This window comes from Micromonospora siamensis, from assembly GCF_900090305.1.
Lineage (GTDB): Bacteria > Actinomycetota > Actinomycetes > Mycobacteriales > Micromonosporaceae > Micromonospora > Micromonospora siamensis.
Genome location: NZ_LT607751.1, coordinates 3,640,388 through 3,656,570, shown reverse-complemented (window position 1 = coordinate 3,656,570; position 16,183 = coordinate 3,640,388). Strand labels below are relative to the sequence as shown.

At 72.9% G+C, this 16,183-nt stretch carries 13 protein-coding genes; 8 read left to right on the top strand and 5 right to left on the bottom strand.

Annotated features, from left to right (window positions below; translation table 11 throughout):
• Window positions 1–60: 60 nt before the first annotated feature.
• From GA0074704_RS16885 to GA0074704_RS16860, 6 genes are all read left to right on the top strand, one after another.
• A complete protein-coding gene (locus tag GA0074704_RS16885) occupies window positions 61–1,737 on the top strand; it encodes an ABC transporter substrate-binding protein (RefSeq protein WP_088971396.1) in 1,677 nt (558 codons plus the stop codon).
• A 74-nt stretch (window positions 1,738–1,811) separates the two neighbouring features.
• Window positions 1,812–2,957 carry an ABC transporter ATP-binding protein gene (locus tag GA0074704_RS16880; RefSeq protein ID WP_088971395.1) on the top strand — a complete coding sequence of 382 codons (1,146 nt, stop codon included), beginning with the start codon at window positions 1,812–1,814 and terminating at the stop codon, window positions 2,955–2,957.
• A complete protein-coding gene (locus tag GA0074704_RS16875; protein WP_088971394.1) occupies window positions 2,954–3,931 on the top strand; it encodes an ABC transporter permease in 978 nt (325 codons plus the stop codon). The genes GA0074704_RS16880 and GA0074704_RS16875 overlap by 4 nt, the downstream gene beginning before the upstream one ends.
• Before the next feature lie 3 nt (window positions 3,932–3,934).
• Complete coding sequence (locus GA0074704_RS16870) at window positions 3,935–4,984, top strand: ABC transporter permease (protein WP_088971393.1); 1,050 nt, start codon at window positions 3,935–3,937, stop codon at window positions 4,982–4,984.
• A complete protein-coding gene (locus GA0074704_RS16865) occupies window positions 4,981–6,012 on the top strand; it encodes an ABC transporter ATP-binding protein (RefSeq protein WP_088971392.1) in 1,032 nt (343 codons plus the stop codon). Before GA0074704_RS16870 ends, GA0074704_RS16865 begins: the two co-directional genes overlap by 4 nt.
• Window positions 6,013–6,029: 17 nt before the next feature.
• Complete coding sequence (locus GA0074704_RS16860) at window positions 6,030–7,439, top strand: GH1 family beta-glucosidase (RefSeq protein WP_088971391.1); 1,410 nt, start codon at window positions 6,030–6,032, stop codon at window positions 7,437–7,439.
• 22 nt (window positions 7,440–7,461) lie between these two features.
• Here the strand turns inward: GA0074704_RS16860 and GA0074704_RS16855 are convergent, their stop codons facing one another.
• From GA0074704_RS16855 to GA0074704_RS16835, 5 genes are all read right to left on the bottom strand, one after another.
• Window positions 7,462–8,709: an ROK family transcriptional regulator gene (locus GA0074704_RS16855; protein ID WP_088971390.1), complete on the bottom strand. Its 1,248-nt coding sequence runs from the start codon at window positions 8,707–8,709 to the stop codon at window positions 7,462–7,464.
• 144 nt (window positions 8,710–8,853) lie between these two features.
• Window positions 8,854–9,303 (bottom strand): DUF5709 domain-containing protein, encoded by a 450-nt coding sequence (locus tag GA0074704_RS16850; RefSeq protein WP_088971389.1) that lies wholly within the window; start codon window positions 9,301–9,303, stop codon window positions 8,854–8,856.
• Window positions 9,304–9,338: 35 nt separating this feature from the next.
• Window positions 9,339–9,461, bottom strand: a complete 123-nt coding sequence (locus GA0074704_RS16845; protein ID WP_088971388.1) for a 50S ribosomal protein L36 — start codon at window positions 9,459–9,461, stop codon at window positions 9,339–9,341.
• Between the two features lie 137 nt (window positions 9,462–9,598).
• On the bottom strand, window positions 9,599–10,168 hold the full coding sequence (locus GA0074704_RS16840; RefSeq protein ID WP_088971387.1) for a GNAT family N-acetyltransferase: 570 nt from the start codon (window positions 10,166–10,168) through the stop codon (window positions 9,599–9,601).
• A 61-nt stretch (window positions 10,169–10,229) separates the two neighbouring features.
• A complete protein-coding gene (locus tag GA0074704_RS16835) occupies window positions 10,230–12,815 on the bottom strand; it encodes a discoidin domain-containing protein (protein WP_088971386.1) in 2,586 nt (861 codons plus the stop codon).
• A 177-nt stretch (window positions 12,816–12,992) separates the two neighbouring features.
• Between GA0074704_RS16835 and GA0074704_RS16830 the strand changes: the two genes are divergently transcribed.
• Together GA0074704_RS16830 and GA0074704_RS16825 are read left to right on the top strand one after the other, a co-directional pair.
• Window positions 12,993–14,660 (top strand): FAD-dependent oxidoreductase, encoded by a 1,668-nt coding sequence (locus tag GA0074704_RS16830; RefSeq protein ID WP_231926488.1) that lies wholly within the window; start codon window positions 12,993–12,995, stop codon window positions 14,658–14,660.
• The gene (locus tag GA0074704_RS16825) at window positions 14,657–16,090 is read left to right on the top strand and encodes an ATP-binding protein (RefSeq protein WP_088971385.1); all 1,434 of its coding nucleotides are present in this window, start codon (window positions 14,657–14,659) and stop codon (window positions 16,088–16,090) included. Before GA0074704_RS16830 ends, GA0074704_RS16825 begins: the two co-directional genes overlap by 4 nt.
• Window positions 16,091–16,183: the final 93 nt, after the last annotated feature.

Here is a 16,183-nt window from a genome sequence, read left to right as displayed (position 1 = left end):
GCACACCCTCCATCCACCACATCCCGCCCGACCAACGCGGGACCATCGAGGGAGACCTCCATGAGAAGAAGGCAGTTCCTCGCCGTCGCGCTGGCCGGTGCCCTGGCCACCGGGGTCGTCGCGTGTGGCGACAGCCCGAACGCCGGCAAGAAGAACGGCGCGGCGGCCACCGTGCTCAACATCGGCATGCCCAACGGCCCACAGGCCGAGAACAACAACCCGTTCCTCACCACCTCGGCCGCCGCCTCGCTGGGGTACCGCTGGCAGATCTACGAGCCGCTGATGATGTGGAACCCGGTCAAGCCGGCCGAGGCGTTCAAGCCGTGGCTGGCCACCAAGGCCGAGTGGTCCGCCGACTACACCTCGGTCAAGGTCACCGTCCGCGACGACGCCACCTGGTCCGACGGGCAGAAGGTGACCGCGGAGGACGTCGCGTTCACCTACGAACTGGTGAAGAAGTACCCGGCCCTCAACGACCAGGGCGTCCCCTACACGGGCGCGACGGCCAGCGGCAACGAGGTCACCATCACCATGGCCAGCCCGCAGTTCGTCAACCAGCAGAAGGTGCTGTGGCGGGTGCCGATCGTGCCGAAGCACCTCTGGGAGAAGATCGGCGACCCGACCACCGACCCGGTCAAGCAGCCGGTCGGCAGCGGCCCGTACACGCTCAAGTCGTTCACCCCGGCCACCACCACGCTGACCGTGCGCGACAAGGGCTACTGGCAGGCCCCGCCCAAGGTCAAGGAGCTGCGCTACACGTCGTACACCGACAACAGCGCGCAGACCACCGCGCTGGCCAACGGCGAGTCGGAGTGGAGCTTCGTCTTCATCCCCAACTACCAGACCGTCTTCGTCGCCAAGGACCAGGAGCACCACAAGGTGTGGGCGCCGGCGATCCTCGGCATCCACGGCCTCTACCTCAACACCACCCGCAAGCCGTTCGACGACCCGACGCTGCGCCGGGCGATGAACATGGTCATCGACAGGGCGGACATCTTCACCACCGCCGAGGCCGGATACTTCCACCCCGAGGTCAAGAGCGTGACCGGGCTGCCCAGCCCGGCCGGTGACTCGTTCGTCGCGGCGGAGTTCAAGGGCCAGGAGCACAAGGTCGACGTCGAGGGCGCCAAGGCGCTGCTCACCGGCGCCGGCTACAAGCTCGACGGCACCACGCTCAAGGACCGGACCGGCAAGGCCGTGACGATCAAGCTGACCGACCCGGCCGGCTGGTCGGACTACCAGACCAGCCTGGAGATCGTGAAGGACGGACTGTCCAAGATCGGCATCGCGGCGACCATCGACAAGGCCAACCAGGACGCCTGGTTCCGCAACGTGGAGCAGGGCAACTTCGAGGGCACCTTCCGGTGGACCGAGGGCGGCGCCACGCCGTACGACATCTACCGCACCATCATGGACGGCCGGCAGCTCAAGCCGATCGGCACCGCCTCGCCCGCCGGCAACTTCGGCCGGTTCGACAACAAGGAGGCGACCGCCGCCCTGGTCGCCTACGCCAACGCCACCGACGAGGCGGCCCGCACGGCGGCGCTGAACACGCTGCAGAAGGTCTTCGTCGACCAGATGCCGATGATCCCGGTCGGCGCGGACAACATCGGCGGCGCGTACAGCACGAAGAACTGGACCGGCTGGCCGGACGACGCCAACCCGTACGGCGCCCTGCAGCCCACCCAGCCCAACGCGCTGGACGTGGTCCTGCATCTCGAGCCCGCCGGCAGCTGACCCCACCCTGCGCCTCCCCGGCCGGCTCGGGGCCGGCCGGGGAGGCGCCCCTCACGTGCAGACAGGAACCCAGCATGACGTTGAGCGAGAGCGGGGCGGCGCCGGCCGGTGAGGTGGTGCTGGAGGCCGTCGGCCTGACCAAGCACTTCCCCGTCCGCGGGCGGCTGCGCGACCTCTTCTCCCGGACGCCGGCCGTGGTGCACGCCGTCGACGACGTGTCGTTCGCGCTGCGCCGCGGCCGGGTGACCGCGCTGGTCGGGGAGTCCGGGTCCGGCAAGTCCACGGTGGCCCGGCTGCTGGCCCAGCTCCACCCGCGCACCGCGGGCGACATCCGCCTGCACGGCACGTCGACCCGGGTGCGCGGTGGCCGTCGGTTCCGGGCCTACGTGCGGCGGGTCCAGTTGATCCTCCAGGACCCGTTCGCCTCGTTGAACCCGGTGCACACCGTCCGGCACCACCTCACCCGACCGCTGCGGATCCACGGCAACGCCGGGCGCGGCGGCGAGGAGCTGGAGCGGGCGCTGACCGACCTGCTGACCCGGGTCAACCTCACCCCGCCCGAGCGCTACCTGGACGCGTTCCCGCACGAGCTGTCCGGGGGCCAGCGGCAGCGCGTGGCGATCGCCCGGGCGCTCGGCGCCGACCCGGAGGTGCTCCTCGCCGACGAGCCGGTCTCGATGCTCGACGTCTCGATCCGCCTCGGCGTGCTCAACCTGCTCCAGGACCTCAAGCAACGGCTCGACCTGGCGATCCTCTACATCACCCACGACATCGCCTCGGCCCGCTACTTCGCCGACGAGACGATCGTGATGTACGCCGGCCGGATGGTCGAGGGCGGCGACAGCGAGACGGTCACCCAGGCCCCGGCCCATCCGTACACCCGGCTGCTGACCGGGTCGGCGCCGGACCCCGAACGCATCGTCGGCGCCGTGGGCGGCGCCGACGCCAGCCGCGCCGACCGTGGCGGCGGCGAACCGCCGAGCCTGATCAAACCACCGGCCGGCTGCCGCTTCCACCCCCGCTGCCCGCAGGCCATGCGGCGTTGCGCCACCGACCTGCCGCCGCGGCTGACCATCGACGAGTCCGGTCACTGGGCGGCGTGCTGGCTCTTCGACGCGGCCACCGTCGCCGCCGACCCGCCCGGCTCCGCCGCCGCCGACACCGATTCGACGGCACCGCCCGCGCTCACCGGGCGACCCGGCGCCGGGGAGGCGCGATGAGGTTCCTGCTGCAACGCACGGTCTTCTACCTGTTCACCGCGTGGGCGGCGATCACCCTCAACTTCCTGATCCCCCGGCTGGTGCCGGGCGACCCGGTCCAGTCCCTCATCTCCCGCAACCAGGGCCGGATCAGCGCCGACGCCATCGCGTCGCTGCGCGTGCTGTTCGGCCTGGACCGTGACCAGAGCCTGTGGGAGCAGTACGTCGACTACTGGCGCCAGATACTGCACGGCGATCTGGGGCTGTCGTTCACGTTCTTCCCGACGCCGGTGTCGACGGTGATCGGCGACAGCCTGCCGTGGACGGTCGGCCTGGTCGGCGTCACCACCATCGTCAGCTTCCTGCTCGGCACCGCGCTCGGCGTCGGCGCGGGCTGGCGGCGCGGCTCCTGGGTCGACGGCCTGCTGCCGGCCACGACGTTCCTGTCCTCGATCCCGTACTTCTGGCTGGGTCTGGTCGCCATCGCGGTGTTCACCGGCCCGGGAAGCTTCTTCCCCTCCTCCGGCGGCTACGAGCCGGGCCTGGTGCCGGCCTTCGACCAGTACTTCGTGCCGAGCGCCGTACGGCACAGCGTCCTGCCCGCCGCCACCATCCTGGTCTCCTCGATGAGCGGCTGGATCCTCAGCATGCGCAACATGATGGTCACCGTCTCGTCGGAGGACTACATCACCGTCGCCCACGCCAAGGGGCTGTCGGAGCGCCGGGTGGCCCTCGGCTACGCCGCCCGCAACGCGCTGCTGCCCAACGTCTCGGGCTTCGCCCTGTCGCTCGGGTTCATCGTCGGCGGCACGCTGCTGGTGGAGATCGTCTTCTCCTACCCGGGCCTCGGCTACCAACTGTTCCAGGCGGTCGGCTACAAGGACTACCCGCTGATGCAGGGGATCTTCCTGATCATCACGATCTCCGTGCTGGTGGCGAACCTGCTGGCCGACGTCGCGTACCTGCTCCTCGACCCGCGTACCCGAAGGAGCTGAGCGATGACGATCTCCCCGTCGAGCCTCGACCAGGTCGTCCCCGGCCAGGGGGCGATGGCCCCGCCGTCGGCCGCGTCGGGCCGGGCCAGACGGCGCCGGTTGCGGTTCCTGGCCAACGGCAAGGCCACCACCGGACTGGTCGTCCTGGCCGGGTACGGCCTCCTCGCGGTCATCGGGCCGTGGGTGGCGCCGTACGACCCGGACGCCCGCAGCGGCGACGTCCTGCAGCCGCCCTCGGGCCGGCACTGGTTCGGCACCACCCACCTCGGCCAGGACATCCTCAGCCAGATCCTGGTCGGTGCCCGCAGCGTCATGGTGGTGGGCCTGATCGCCGGTGTGCTGGCCACGCTCCTGTCCATCCTGGTCGGGGTGACGGCCGGCTACCTCGGCGGCGCCGCCGACGAGGGACTCTCGGCGGTGTCCAACGTCTTCCTGGTCATCCCCGCGCTGCCGCTGATCATCATCGTCACCTCGGTCGTGGAGCAGGCCAGCGACCTGCTGGTCGCCCTCATCATCGGCTGCACGGCGTGGGCGTGGGGCGCCCGCGTCCTACGCGCGCAGACGCTGTCGCTGCGCCGTCGGGACTACGTCGAGGCGGCCCGCGCCACCGGCGAGCGGACCTGGCGGATCATCGGCTTCGAGATCCTGCCGAACCTCACCGCGATCATCGCCTCGGGCTTCGTCGGCACCGTGATCTTCGCGGTGATGTCGGAGATCACCCTGGCCTTCATCGGCATCTCGTCGGTCTCCTCCTGGAACTGGGGCACCATCCTGTTCTGGGCCCAGGGCCAACAGGCCCTCGCCCAGGGCGCCTGGTGGTGGTTCGTGCCGGCCGGGCTGGCCATCGCCCTGCTCGGCACCGCCCTCGCGCTGATCAACTTCGGCATCGACGAGTTCGTCAGCCCCCGGCTGCGCACCAGCGGACGGTCCCGGATCCGCACCGCCGACGGGCGCACCGTCCGGATGCGGGTCGGCTTCACCCCCGTCCTGGCGCCGACACCGGCCGTGCCGGCGCCGCGCGACGGCGCGACCGGAGAGGACGAGACCCGATGAGCGACCCGGTGCTGGAGATCCGCGGCCTGCGCGTCGACTACGGACTCGGCGACCAGGCGGTACGGGCGGTCCGCGACGTCGACCTGACCCTGCACCGGGGTGAGGTGCTCGGGCTGGCCGGGGAGAGCGGCAGCGGCAAGTCCACCCTGGCGTACGGGCTGACCCGGCTGCTCCCCCCGCCCGGCGTGGTCAGCGGCGGGCAGGTGCTGCACCACCGGGTCGACGGCCCCCCGGTCGACGTGCTGACGCTGACCCCGGCGCAGCTGCGCGCGTACCGCTGGGCGGAGACGTCCATCGTGTTCCAGGGCGCGATGAACTCGCTCAACCCGGTGCACAAGGTCTCCACCCAGCTGCACGACGTGATCCGGGCGCACGAGCCGGACAGCACCCGCGCCGGCCGGCGGGCCCGGGCCCGGGACCTGCTGCGGCTGGTCGGCATCTCCGCCGACCGGCTGGACAGCTACCCGCACCAACTCTCCGGCGGCATGCGGCAGCGGGTGATGATCGCCATGGCGCTGGCACTGGAGCCGCAGGTGGTCATCATGGACGAACCGACCACCGCGCTGGACGTGGTGATGCAGCGGCAGATCCTCGGGCAGCTCGCCGAGCTGCGGCGGAAGCTGGGCTTCGCGGTGCTGTTCATCACCCACGACCTGTCGCTGCTGGTGGAGTTCTCCGACCGGATCGCCATCATGTACGGCGGCAGGATCGTCGAGGAGGCGCCCGCGGCGCAGCTGTACGGGCGGGCGCTGCACCCGTACACCGACGGGTTGCTGCACTCCTTCCCGGCGCTGCACGGGCCGCGCCGGGAGCTGACCGGCATCCCGGGATCGCCGCCTGACCTGCGCGCCATGCCGACCGGCTGCGCGTTCCATCCCCGCTGCCCGCGGGCCTTCGCGCCCTGCGTCGGCGAACTGCCACCGCTGGGGCCGCCGGCCGACGACGATCCGCGTCGCGCCGTGGCGTGCTGGCTGCACCCGGCCGGCGCGGCGGCGCCCGGACGACCGACCCCGACCGACCACCCGTGACCGCGAGGAGAACCCGCATGGACAGCGACCGCACGAGCCCCGGCGTCGGGCAGGCCGACCCGATCGACACCCTGCCGCCCGGCTTCCGGTGGGGGGTGGCGACCTCGTCGTACCAGATCGAGGGCGCGGTGGCCGAGGACGGCCGGACCCCGTCGATCTGGGACACCTTCTGCCGGGTGCCGGGCGCGGTGGCGGGCGGCGACACCGGCGACGTGGCGTGCGACCACTACCACCGGATGCCGGACGACGTCGGGCTCGTCGCCGACCTGGGACTGGACACCTACCGGTTCTCGGTGGCCTGGCCGCGGGTGCAGCCGGGCGGGCGCGGGCCGGCCAACCCGGCCGGGCTGGCCTTCTACGACCGGCTCGTCGACGAGCTGCTGGGCCGCGGGATCGACCCGTGGGTCACGCTCTACCACTGGGACCTGCCGCAGGAGCTGGAGGACGCCGGCGGCTGGCCGGCCCGGGACACCGCGTACCGGTTCGCCGACTACGCCGAGCTGGTCGTCGACGCCCTCGGCGACCGGGTGGACACCTGGACCACGCTGAACGAGCCGTGGTGCTCGGCGATGCTCGGGTACGTCGAAGGCGTGCACGCCCCGGGTCGGCGGAACCTGGGCGACGGGATCGCCGCCGCGCACCACCTGCTGCTCGGTCACGGGCTGGCGGTGCCGCGGCTGCGGGCGGGAGCCGGCCGGCCGATCGAGGTGGGCATCACCGTCAACCTGGCCACCGCCGACCCGGCCACCGACACCTCGCTGGACCGGGACGCCGCCCGGGCCGCGGACGGGCTGGGCAACCGGCTCTACCTGGACCCGCTGATCCACGGCCGCTATCCCGAGGACGTGGTCGCCGACCTGGCGGCGCAGGGCGTGCGGATCCCGGTCGAGGACGGGGACCTTCCGGTGATCGCCGCGCCGATCGACGTGCTCGGGGTGAACTTCTACTTCGGGCAGCTGTTCTCCGGCGTCGACGAGCAGGGTCGGGACCGCGACGCCGACGGCGCGCCGGTGCGGCGGGTGGTCCGCCGGGATCTGCCCCGCACGGCGATGGACTGGGAGATCGTCCCGGAGTCCTTCACCGACCTGCTGGTCCGGCTCGGCCGCGACTACCCCGGGGTGCCGCTGGTGATCACCGAGAACGGCGCGGCCTTCGACGACCGGCCGGACGCCGACGGGTTCGTGGCCGACGACGACCGGGTGGCGTACCTGGCCGAGCACCTGCGGGCGGTGGCCCGGGCCCGGCTGGCCGGGGCGGACGTGCGCGGCTACTTCGCCTGGTCTCTGCTGGACAACTTCGAGTGGGCGTACGGCTACGAGAAGCGGTTCGGCATCGTCCGGGTCGACTACGACACCCAGCGGCGCACCCCCAAGCGCAGCGCGCTGTGGTACCGCGACACCGTCCGGCGGGTGCGCGGACAGCGTTGACCGGGCCGCCGCCCCGGCCGGGTCAGCGGGTGCGCCGGCCGGGGCGGGCGGTCACCGTGGTCGGCCGGGCGGCGGCGCGGGGCACGCCGCCGTCGCGCAGCAGCCGGGCCATCGGCAGGGTGGCCGCGCCCATCGCGACCGCGTCCGGTCCGAGCCGGCACAGCTCGATCGAGGTCTGGGCGTACGGCTGGCGCAGCGCGTGCCGGGCGGTGGCCTCCCGGATCCGGGGCAGGTACCGCTCGCCGAGCGCCAACCCGGCCCACCCGCCGAGCACCACCCGCTCCGGGTTGAAGAGGTTCACCAGCGTCGCCACCCCGGCGCCCAGGTAGCCGACGGTCTCGTCGAGGACCTTCTCCGCCGTACGCGAGCCGGCGCGCAGGAGCTCGCCGAAGGCGGTCTCCTCGTCGCCGCCGGGTGCGGGGCGGCCCCGGTTGGCCTGCCGGAACCGGTCGAGCACCCCCTCCGCCCCGACGTACGCCTCCAGGCAGCCGAGGTTGCCGCACCGGCACCGGCGCCCGCCGTACGCGATGGTGGTGTGTCCCCACTCCCCGGCGCTGCTGTGCGCGCCCCGGTAGCCCACCCCGTCGGCGACCACGCAGGCGCCGACACCGGAGCCGACCAGGGCGACGACGGCGTGCCGGGTGCCCCGGCCGGCGCCGAACCACATCTCGGCCTGGCCGAGGGTCTTCGCGCCGTTGTCGACGTGCACCGGGATGTCGGTGCCGGCGCGCAGCAGGGCGCCCAGCGGCACCCCGTCCCAGCCGAGGGTCTGGGCGTGCACCACCGCGTCGAGGGTGCGCTCCACCGTCCCGGAGACGGCCACGCCGAAGCCGAGCACCGCGGCCGGGTCGACGCCGGCCTGCTCCAGCACGGCGGCGAGGCCGTGCAGCAGGTGGGCGGCGACGTCGTCCGGGTCCGGCTCGGCGGCGGCGATCGGGTACTCGGCCTTGGCCAGGGCGGTCATCGCCAGGTCGAAGAGTTCCACCTGGACCCGGGTCTCCCCGACGTCGGCGCCGACCAGGTAGCCGTGGGCGGGCGCCACCCGCAGCAGCACCCGGGGTCGGCCGCCGTCGGACTCGACCGAGCCGGCCTCCTCGACCAGCCCCTCGGCGATCATCTCGCCGACCAGGTTGCTCACGCTGGCCAGGCTCAGCGCGGTGCTCTGGCCCAGCTCGTGGCGGCTGAGCGGGCCGTCCAGCCAGATCCGGGTGAGCAGCAGCGAGCGGTTGGCGCGGCGCATGTCCCGCACGGTGGTACGTCTGGCGTCCATCTCCGCCCACCTCTTTCCGCCGTGCCCCTCGGCGACCCGTGCCCCTCGGCGACCCTGCCGGGCCAGGTTAACGCGATGAACAAAGCCGCGAACCGGCGACGTGGGTCGACCGCCGCACCGGGCGGCGCGGCGGTCGCGGGCGGGTCACCAGAGCGGGGTGTCGGACCGGTCGTCCGGGCCGTCGACGACGTGCACGGCGGCCTCCTCGGCGCTGGCGCCGCCGCCGTCGATGCCGACGTCCCGGCCCACGGAGTCCGGCTCGTCGTCCTCGCCGAAGCCCTCGTCGCGCTCGACCAGCCGGCCGGCGCGCGGGTCAGACTCGTAGCCGCGCGGGGTCAGCTCGTCGGAGTCGCCGTAGGCGTCGGGGTCGTCGCCGGTGACGTCCGGCTCCTCCTCGGCGAGCAGCTGCTCGAGGGACTCCCCGGCGCGCTCCTCGGCGGCGGTGGTGCCGAACCGGTCGGCGCCGGACCAGCGGTCGCTCGCGGCGATGCCGGTGTCCAGCGGGTCACCGACGCCGTCGTCGAGGGTGTCGGAGGCGTCGAGGACGCCGTCGTCCTCCACGTCGTCGTACTGCTGGAAGCTGTCGGTGCTCATGGCGAACCTCCGGGTGAGTCCGTGAGTGTGTGGTGTCAGCCCTGGCGGGCCTTCTGCCGGGAATCGGCCTTGTTGATGACGAAGAGCTTGCCCCTGCGGCGAACCACGATCGAGTTCGGCTTGCGCTTCAGTCCACGCAGCGAGCTTCTGACCTTCATCGGGAAACCCCTCTCCTGGATCCACCGCGTCCACCGGAGGTGGGCCGGTGCGCTGCGCCCGAGCCGGGCGGGCCGGGCCGCGTTGATGAAATGCCGCCGCAGGCGCGTTCATTCCCGGACCGCCGTAGGCGCGCGCCCTACCGCTGCATGATCCAGATGGTCAGCGGCGCAGCGGTCGTCACCACCTGCGCCACCTCCCAGCCGGCGCGGCGATAGATCTCCACGTCGACCGGATTGCCGGTCTCCAGCAGCGCCGGCAGGCCGTCCGCGGCCGCCCGACGCAACCCCTGCGCCATGACGGCCCGCCCCCACTGCTTGCCGGCGTGCGCGGGATCGGTGCCCAGCACGCCGAGGTACCAGTACGGGGTGCGCGGCAGGGCGGCGCGCACCGCCTCGTCGTAGGCGTGCATCCGGGCCAGCGCGTCGACGGGCAGCTGGGCGGCGAGCGGATCGTCCGGTTGCGCCGTCCGGGCCGCCGGCGCGTCCCACATGGCGAGCGAGGCGCCACCGGAGATGGTCCAGATCGTCTTCTGGTCCACCCGCTTGTCGAAGAGGTGGCCGAAGAACGCGGCGGCGTACCGCGGGTAGTCGGCGTCGTCGGGGAACAGGTGGCGCAGGACCGGGTCGGCGGCGAACGCGGCGACCAGGGAGCTGATCGCGCGGGGCCGGTCCGCCCGGGTGGCAACGGTGATGTCGGGGGTCGTCACGGGTGACGACGTTAGCGGCGGCGACGGCGGACGGTGTTCCCGTCCGCCGTCGCCGGGTCCGTCACGGGTAGCTGACCAGGTTCACCGGGACCGTCGCGGTGCCCTGCGCGGTGGCGCCGGTGTCGTTGACGACGTGGGTGATCGAGCCGTTGCCGCCGAGCGAGACGGTGAGCAGGTCGTGGAACCGGACACCGGGGGCGACCGGCGCCTCGAAGGAGTGGTACGCGGTGATCGTCGGGTCGACGTTGAAGTAGCAGTAGCTGCCCATCCCCCAGCCCTCGAAGGTGCTCACCCCGCCCGCCACCTTGACCGCCGCGTAGCCGACCATCGACCCGTTCGTCCAGGCGGCGGCGTTCGGTGGGTCGTACGGCAGCTCGTTCTGGAAGAAGACGATCCGGCCGTTCTCCCCGTTCCAGACCACCTCGTACTTCTGGTAGTGCTCGACGAACAGGCCCAGGGCGGTGACGTTGGCGCCGTTGACCACCAGCCCGGTGTCGGCGGTGTTGACCGTCCAGCCGACCCCGGTGCCGTGGTCGGCCCGCCAGGCCCAGATGTGGTCGATCAGGGTGTCGTTGCTGTTGACGACCAGGCTGGTGGTGGCCTTGCCGGCGCCCGCGCCGCCGATGCGGAAGAAGACGTCCTGGATCGAGGTGGGGTCGGCGGCGTGGCTCGCCGTGGCGCCGGCCGTCCCGACCCGCAGCAGCACCGGGGAGTTGATCGGACCGGCGTCGAGGAGCAGCCCGGCCAGGCGGACCCCGTCGACGTCGGCGACGGACATCGCGGTCACCCCGTTCTGCGGGATCAGCGTCGGGAAGCCGAGGCCGAGCACGACGGTGCCGGGCCGGTTGACGGTGATCGTCTCGGTGACGTCGTAGACGCCGGGGGTGAACAGCAGGTTCAGGCCCTGGGCCAGCGCGGCGTTGATGGTGGCGGCCGAGTCGCCCGGGTGCGCGACGTAGAACTGGCTCAGCGGCAGCGAGGTGCCCGGGGTGGATCCGCCGAGCCAGGAGGCGCCGGAGGCGTTGGTCCGGGTCGACGGCACGAACACGTTGTAGCCGCCGGCCGCGTCCAGGTAGAGGTAGGGCACGTCGCGGCTGACCGGGGTCCGGGCCAGGGTGGTGTACGGCGGGTTCGGGAAGCTGGTCGCGGGCGCGCCGACCACGCCCGAGTTCGTCACGTTCCAGACGGCGTTCTGGTAGCCGCCCACGTTGCTGTCCCGGGTGTACCACTGCTGCTGGGAGTAGGGCTGGACGATGCCGGTGACCCGGGAGTCGGCGATGTAGCCGCCGCTGGCCCAGCCGTAGCCGGCGGGGGCCAGGTTGAGGTCGCCCTGGATGTCCATCCGGCGGAACGGCGCGGCCTGGGAGACCGCCCAGCGGGTGAACCCGGCGGACGGGAAGACCTGCATGTTCGACGCGGAGCGCCAGAAGTTCTGGGTGGCGTTGCCGTTGAACCAGCCGGCGTCGACGGTGACGTCACCGTGGATGCGGACGTCGCCGGGGTTACGGCCCAGGCCCATTATCGAGGTGTAGAAGCCGATCTGGGCGTTGATGCCGGAATAGTCGCCCGGCTTGAACAGCAGCGCGTACCGCTGGGTGCCGAACTGGTTGGCCTCCTGCGTGCGGAAGACGGTGTCGAGCTGGTTCTGGATGGTGGCGCCGGACATCGACGGGTCGAAGGTGAGCACGTTCGGGCCGAGCGACCCACCGCCGGGGATGGTGGTGCCGCCGGTGGTGTTCACAGCCAGTTCCCAGAGCGAGTAGCCGTAGGCGGTGGCCCGGACGGTGCCGTACACCCGCAGGTAGCGGCCGGTGCCGGAGACGGTTACCGCGTCGGTGCCACCGTCACCGGTGGTGGTGGCGTACACGGTGGTCCAGCTGGTCCCGTCGGTCGAGGTCTGGATCTGGTACGCCCGCGCGTACGCCGCCTCCCAGGTCAGGGTGACCCGGCAGATGCTCTGGCCGGCGCCGAGGTCCACCCGGAGCCACTGCGGGTCGCCGAAGGCGCTGGACCAGCGGGTGCCGGTGTCACCGTCGACGGCGGCGGAGGCGGGGGTGCCGGCGTTCTCGACCGACGAGGCGGTGGCCGGCCGGCCCTTGGCGGTGTTGGTGGCGCCGCAGCCGCCGCCGGTTCCGGTGGTCCCGTAAACCTGGAACTCCCAGAGCGAGTAGCCGTAGGCGGTGGCCCGGGCGGTGCCGTACACCCGCACGTAGCGGCCGGTGCCGGTCACCGTGAGGTCGTCGGTGCCGCCGTCGCCGGTGGTGGTGGCGTACACGGTGGTCCAGCTGGCGCCGTCGGTCGAGGTCTGGATCTGGTACGCCCGCGCGTACGCCGCCTCCCAGGTGAGGGTGACCTGGCTGACGGTGGCGGTGGCACCGAGGTCGACCTGGAGCCACTGCGGGTCGCCGAAGGCGCTGGACCAGCGGGTGCCGGGGTTGCCGTCGGTGGCGTAGCCGGCGGCGGTGCCGGCGTTCTCGCTCGACGACGCGGTGGTGGGCCGGCCCTGCGACAGCAGGGTTCCGGCGGCGGAGGCGACCGACGGGCCGGCGACCAGCGCGGCGGCGGCGAGCAGCGCGGTGACGGCGGCGGCGAGCAGCCGGCGGGCGGGGTGGTGTGGTGGTCTGGCGGTGCGGGGCAGCGGCGACATGGCTCTCCCTGCTGGGGTCGGGGTGGTGGCGCACCGAGAGTCCAGTTGGCAGCGACGAGTGTCAATGGCATCCGGCCTCGCCGGCCACTTATTTCGCACCTTATGCAAAGTCCGGAACTTAGTGCGCGCCGGTCTCCCGCCGCGGGCAGGTGCGGCCGGGGTCAGCGGGGTGATTTCATGGGCGCCATGGCGAACCCGGTGATCCTGACCGTCGACGACGACCCGGCGGTGTCCCGGGCGGTGGCCCGCGACGTCCGGCGCCGCTACGGCGACCGCTACCGCGTGGTCCGCGCCGCCTCCGGGCCGGAGGCCCTCGACGCGCTGCGCGAGGTGAAGCTCCGCGGCGAGCAGGTGGCGCTGCTGGTGGCCGACCACCGGATGCCGGAGATGACCGGCATCGAGTTCCTCGAGGCCGCGATGGACATCTTCCCCGCCGCCCGCCGGGTGCTGCTGACCGCGTACGCGGACACCGACGCCGCCATCGAGGCGATCAACGTGGTCGACCTGGACCACTACCTGCTCAAGCCGTGGCACCCGCCGGAGGAGAAGCTCTACCCGGTCCTCGACACCCTGCTCGACGCCTGGTCGGCCAGCCCGGACGCCGCGCTCACCGAGATCCGGGTGGTCGGGCACCGCTGGTCGGCGCCCTCGTTCAAGGTGCGCGACTTCCTGGCCCGCAACCTGGTGCCCTACCGCTGGCTGCTGGCCGACGAGCCGGAGGGCGCCCGGCTGCTCGACGCCGCGGGCGCGACCGAGGCGGAGCTGCCCCTGGTGGTCACCCCCGAGGGCAAGGCGATGGTGCAGCCGACCCAGGCGGAGCTGGCCACCCTCGCCGGGCTGGCCGTGGTGCCGGCGACGGACTTCTACGACCTGGTGGTGGTCGGCGGCGGGCCGGCCGGCCTCGGCTCGGCGGTCTACGGCGCCTCCGAGGGGCTGCGCACGGTGCTGGTGGAGCGCCGGGCCACCGGCGGGCAGGCCGGCCAGAGCAGCCGGATCGAGAACTACCTCGGCTTCCCCGACGGGGTGTCCGGGGCGCAGCTCACCGACCGGGCCCGGCGGCAGGCCACCAAGTTCGGGGCCGAGCTGCTGAGCACCCGCGAGGTGGTCGGGCTCCACGACGCCGGGTCGGCCCGGGTGCTCCGCTTCGACGACGGCAGCGAGATCGCCGCGCACACGGTGGTGCTGGCCACCGGGGTGTCGTACCGGCTGCTGGACGCGCCGGGGCTGTCGGACCTCACCGGACGGGGGGTCTTCTACGGCAGCACCGCCACCGAGGCGCCCAGCTGCGTGGAGCAGGAGGTCTACATCGTCGGCGGGGCGAACTCCGCCGGCCAGGCCGCGGTGCACTTCTCCCGGTACGCCTCCCGGGTGCACCTGCTGATCCGGGGCGCCGACCTGACCGCCTCGATGTCCCGCTACCTGATCGACCAGCTGGACCGGATCGACACCATCACCGTGCACCCGCACACCACGGTGGTCGGCGCGCAGGGCGAGGACCACCTGCGGCGGTTGACCCTCTGCGACGGGCGCACGGGCGCCACCCGCACCGTCGACACGTCCTGGCTGTTCATCTTCATCGGCGCCGAGCCGCGTACCGACTGGCTGGACGGGGTGCTGGTGCGCGACCGCCAGGGGTTCATCGTCACCGGCCCGGACCTGCTCGCCGAGGGCCGCCGCCCGGCAGGCTGGTCGCTGCCGCGCGACCCGTACCACCTGGAGACCAGCCTGCCCGGTGTCTTCGCCGCCGGCGACGTACGCGCCCAGTCGGTCAAGCGGGTCGCCTCGGCCGTCGGCGAGGGGGCGATGGCCGTCTCCCTCGTGCACCGCTACCTGGAGGCCCAGTGACCACCGGATCGTTGACCCCGGCGCAGCTGCGCGGGCTGTTCCTGTTCGAGGCGCTCGACGACGAGCAGCTGGGCTGGCTGGCCGAGCAGGGCCGGGTCGAGCGGCGCGCCGCCGGCGCCCTGGTCTACGGCGAGGGCGAGCCGGCGACCTGCTTCTTCGTGCTGCTGGCCGGCACGGTGGCGCTGCACCGGCGGGTCCGCGACGACGACGTCGAGATCAGCCGCACCGACCAGCGCGGGGTGTACGGCGGCGCGACCCAGGCGTACCTGGACGAGCAGCAGCCGCAGATCTACCGCAACTCGTTGCGGGCGGTGACCGACGCGGACCTGTTCGTCCTGCCCGCCGAGGACTTCGCGCACGCCGTGCGGACCTGGTTCCCGATGGCCATGCACCTGCTCGAGGGGCTGTTCATCGGCATGCGCGACACCCAGACGATCATCGGGGAGCGGGAGCGGCTGCTGGCGCTGGGCGCGCTGTCGGCCGGGCTGACCCACGAGCTGAACAACCCGGCCGCGGCGGCCGTGCGGGCCACCTCGGTGCTGCGCGACCGGGTCGCCGGGATGCGGCACAAGCTCGCCCTGGTCGCCGACGGCCGCCTCGACGGGCGGGCGCTGCACCGGCTGGTGGAGTTGCAGGAGGAGGCGGTGGCCCGGGTGGCGACCGCGCCGCGGCTGACCCCGATGGCCGCCGCCGACGCCGAGGACGCGGTGACCGACTGGCTCGACGAGCACGGCGTACGCGAGGGGTGGGACCTGGCGCCGATCCTGGTCGGCGGGGGCCTGGACGCCGACTGGCTGGCCAAGGTGGAGCCGGCGGTGGGCCCGGCGGACCTGGAGGCGGCGGTGCGCTGGCTGGTCTACACCGTCGACACCGAGCTGCTGATGCGCGAGATCGACGACGCGGTCGGTCGGGTCGCCAAGCTGGTCGGCGCGGCCAAGCAGTACTCCCAGCTCGACCGGGCCCCGTTCCAGGTGGTCGACGTGCACGACCTGCTCGACGCCACCCTGGTGATGCTCAAGGCGCGCAAGCCCGCCGGCGTCGAGCTGGTCCGGGAGTACGACCGGAGCCTGCCGCCGGTGCCCGCGTACGCCGCCGAGCTGAACCAGGTCTGGACGAACCTGATCGACAACGCGCTGGCCGCGATGGGCGAGCGGGGGGTGCTGACCGTACGCACCTCGCGCAGCGACGACCACCTGGTGGTGGAGGTGGCCGACACCGGGCCGGGGATCCCGCCGGAGATCCGCCCGCGGATCTTCGAGCCGTTCTTCACCACCAAGCCGGTCGGTTCCGGGACCGGGCTGGGGCTGGACATCTCGTACCGGATCGTGGCGCACAAGCACCACGGCGACATCCGGGTGGAGTCGGCCCCCGGCGCGACGGTGTTCCGGGTGCTGCTGCCGCTGACCGCGGAGGCGTCACCGGCGGGCTGAGCCGGGTCGCCGGTGGTGTTGCACGGAGACGACGACCGATCTACGCTGCCCGTGGGAGCGCTCCCGCGATGCCCTGCCGCCACCGAACTCTCC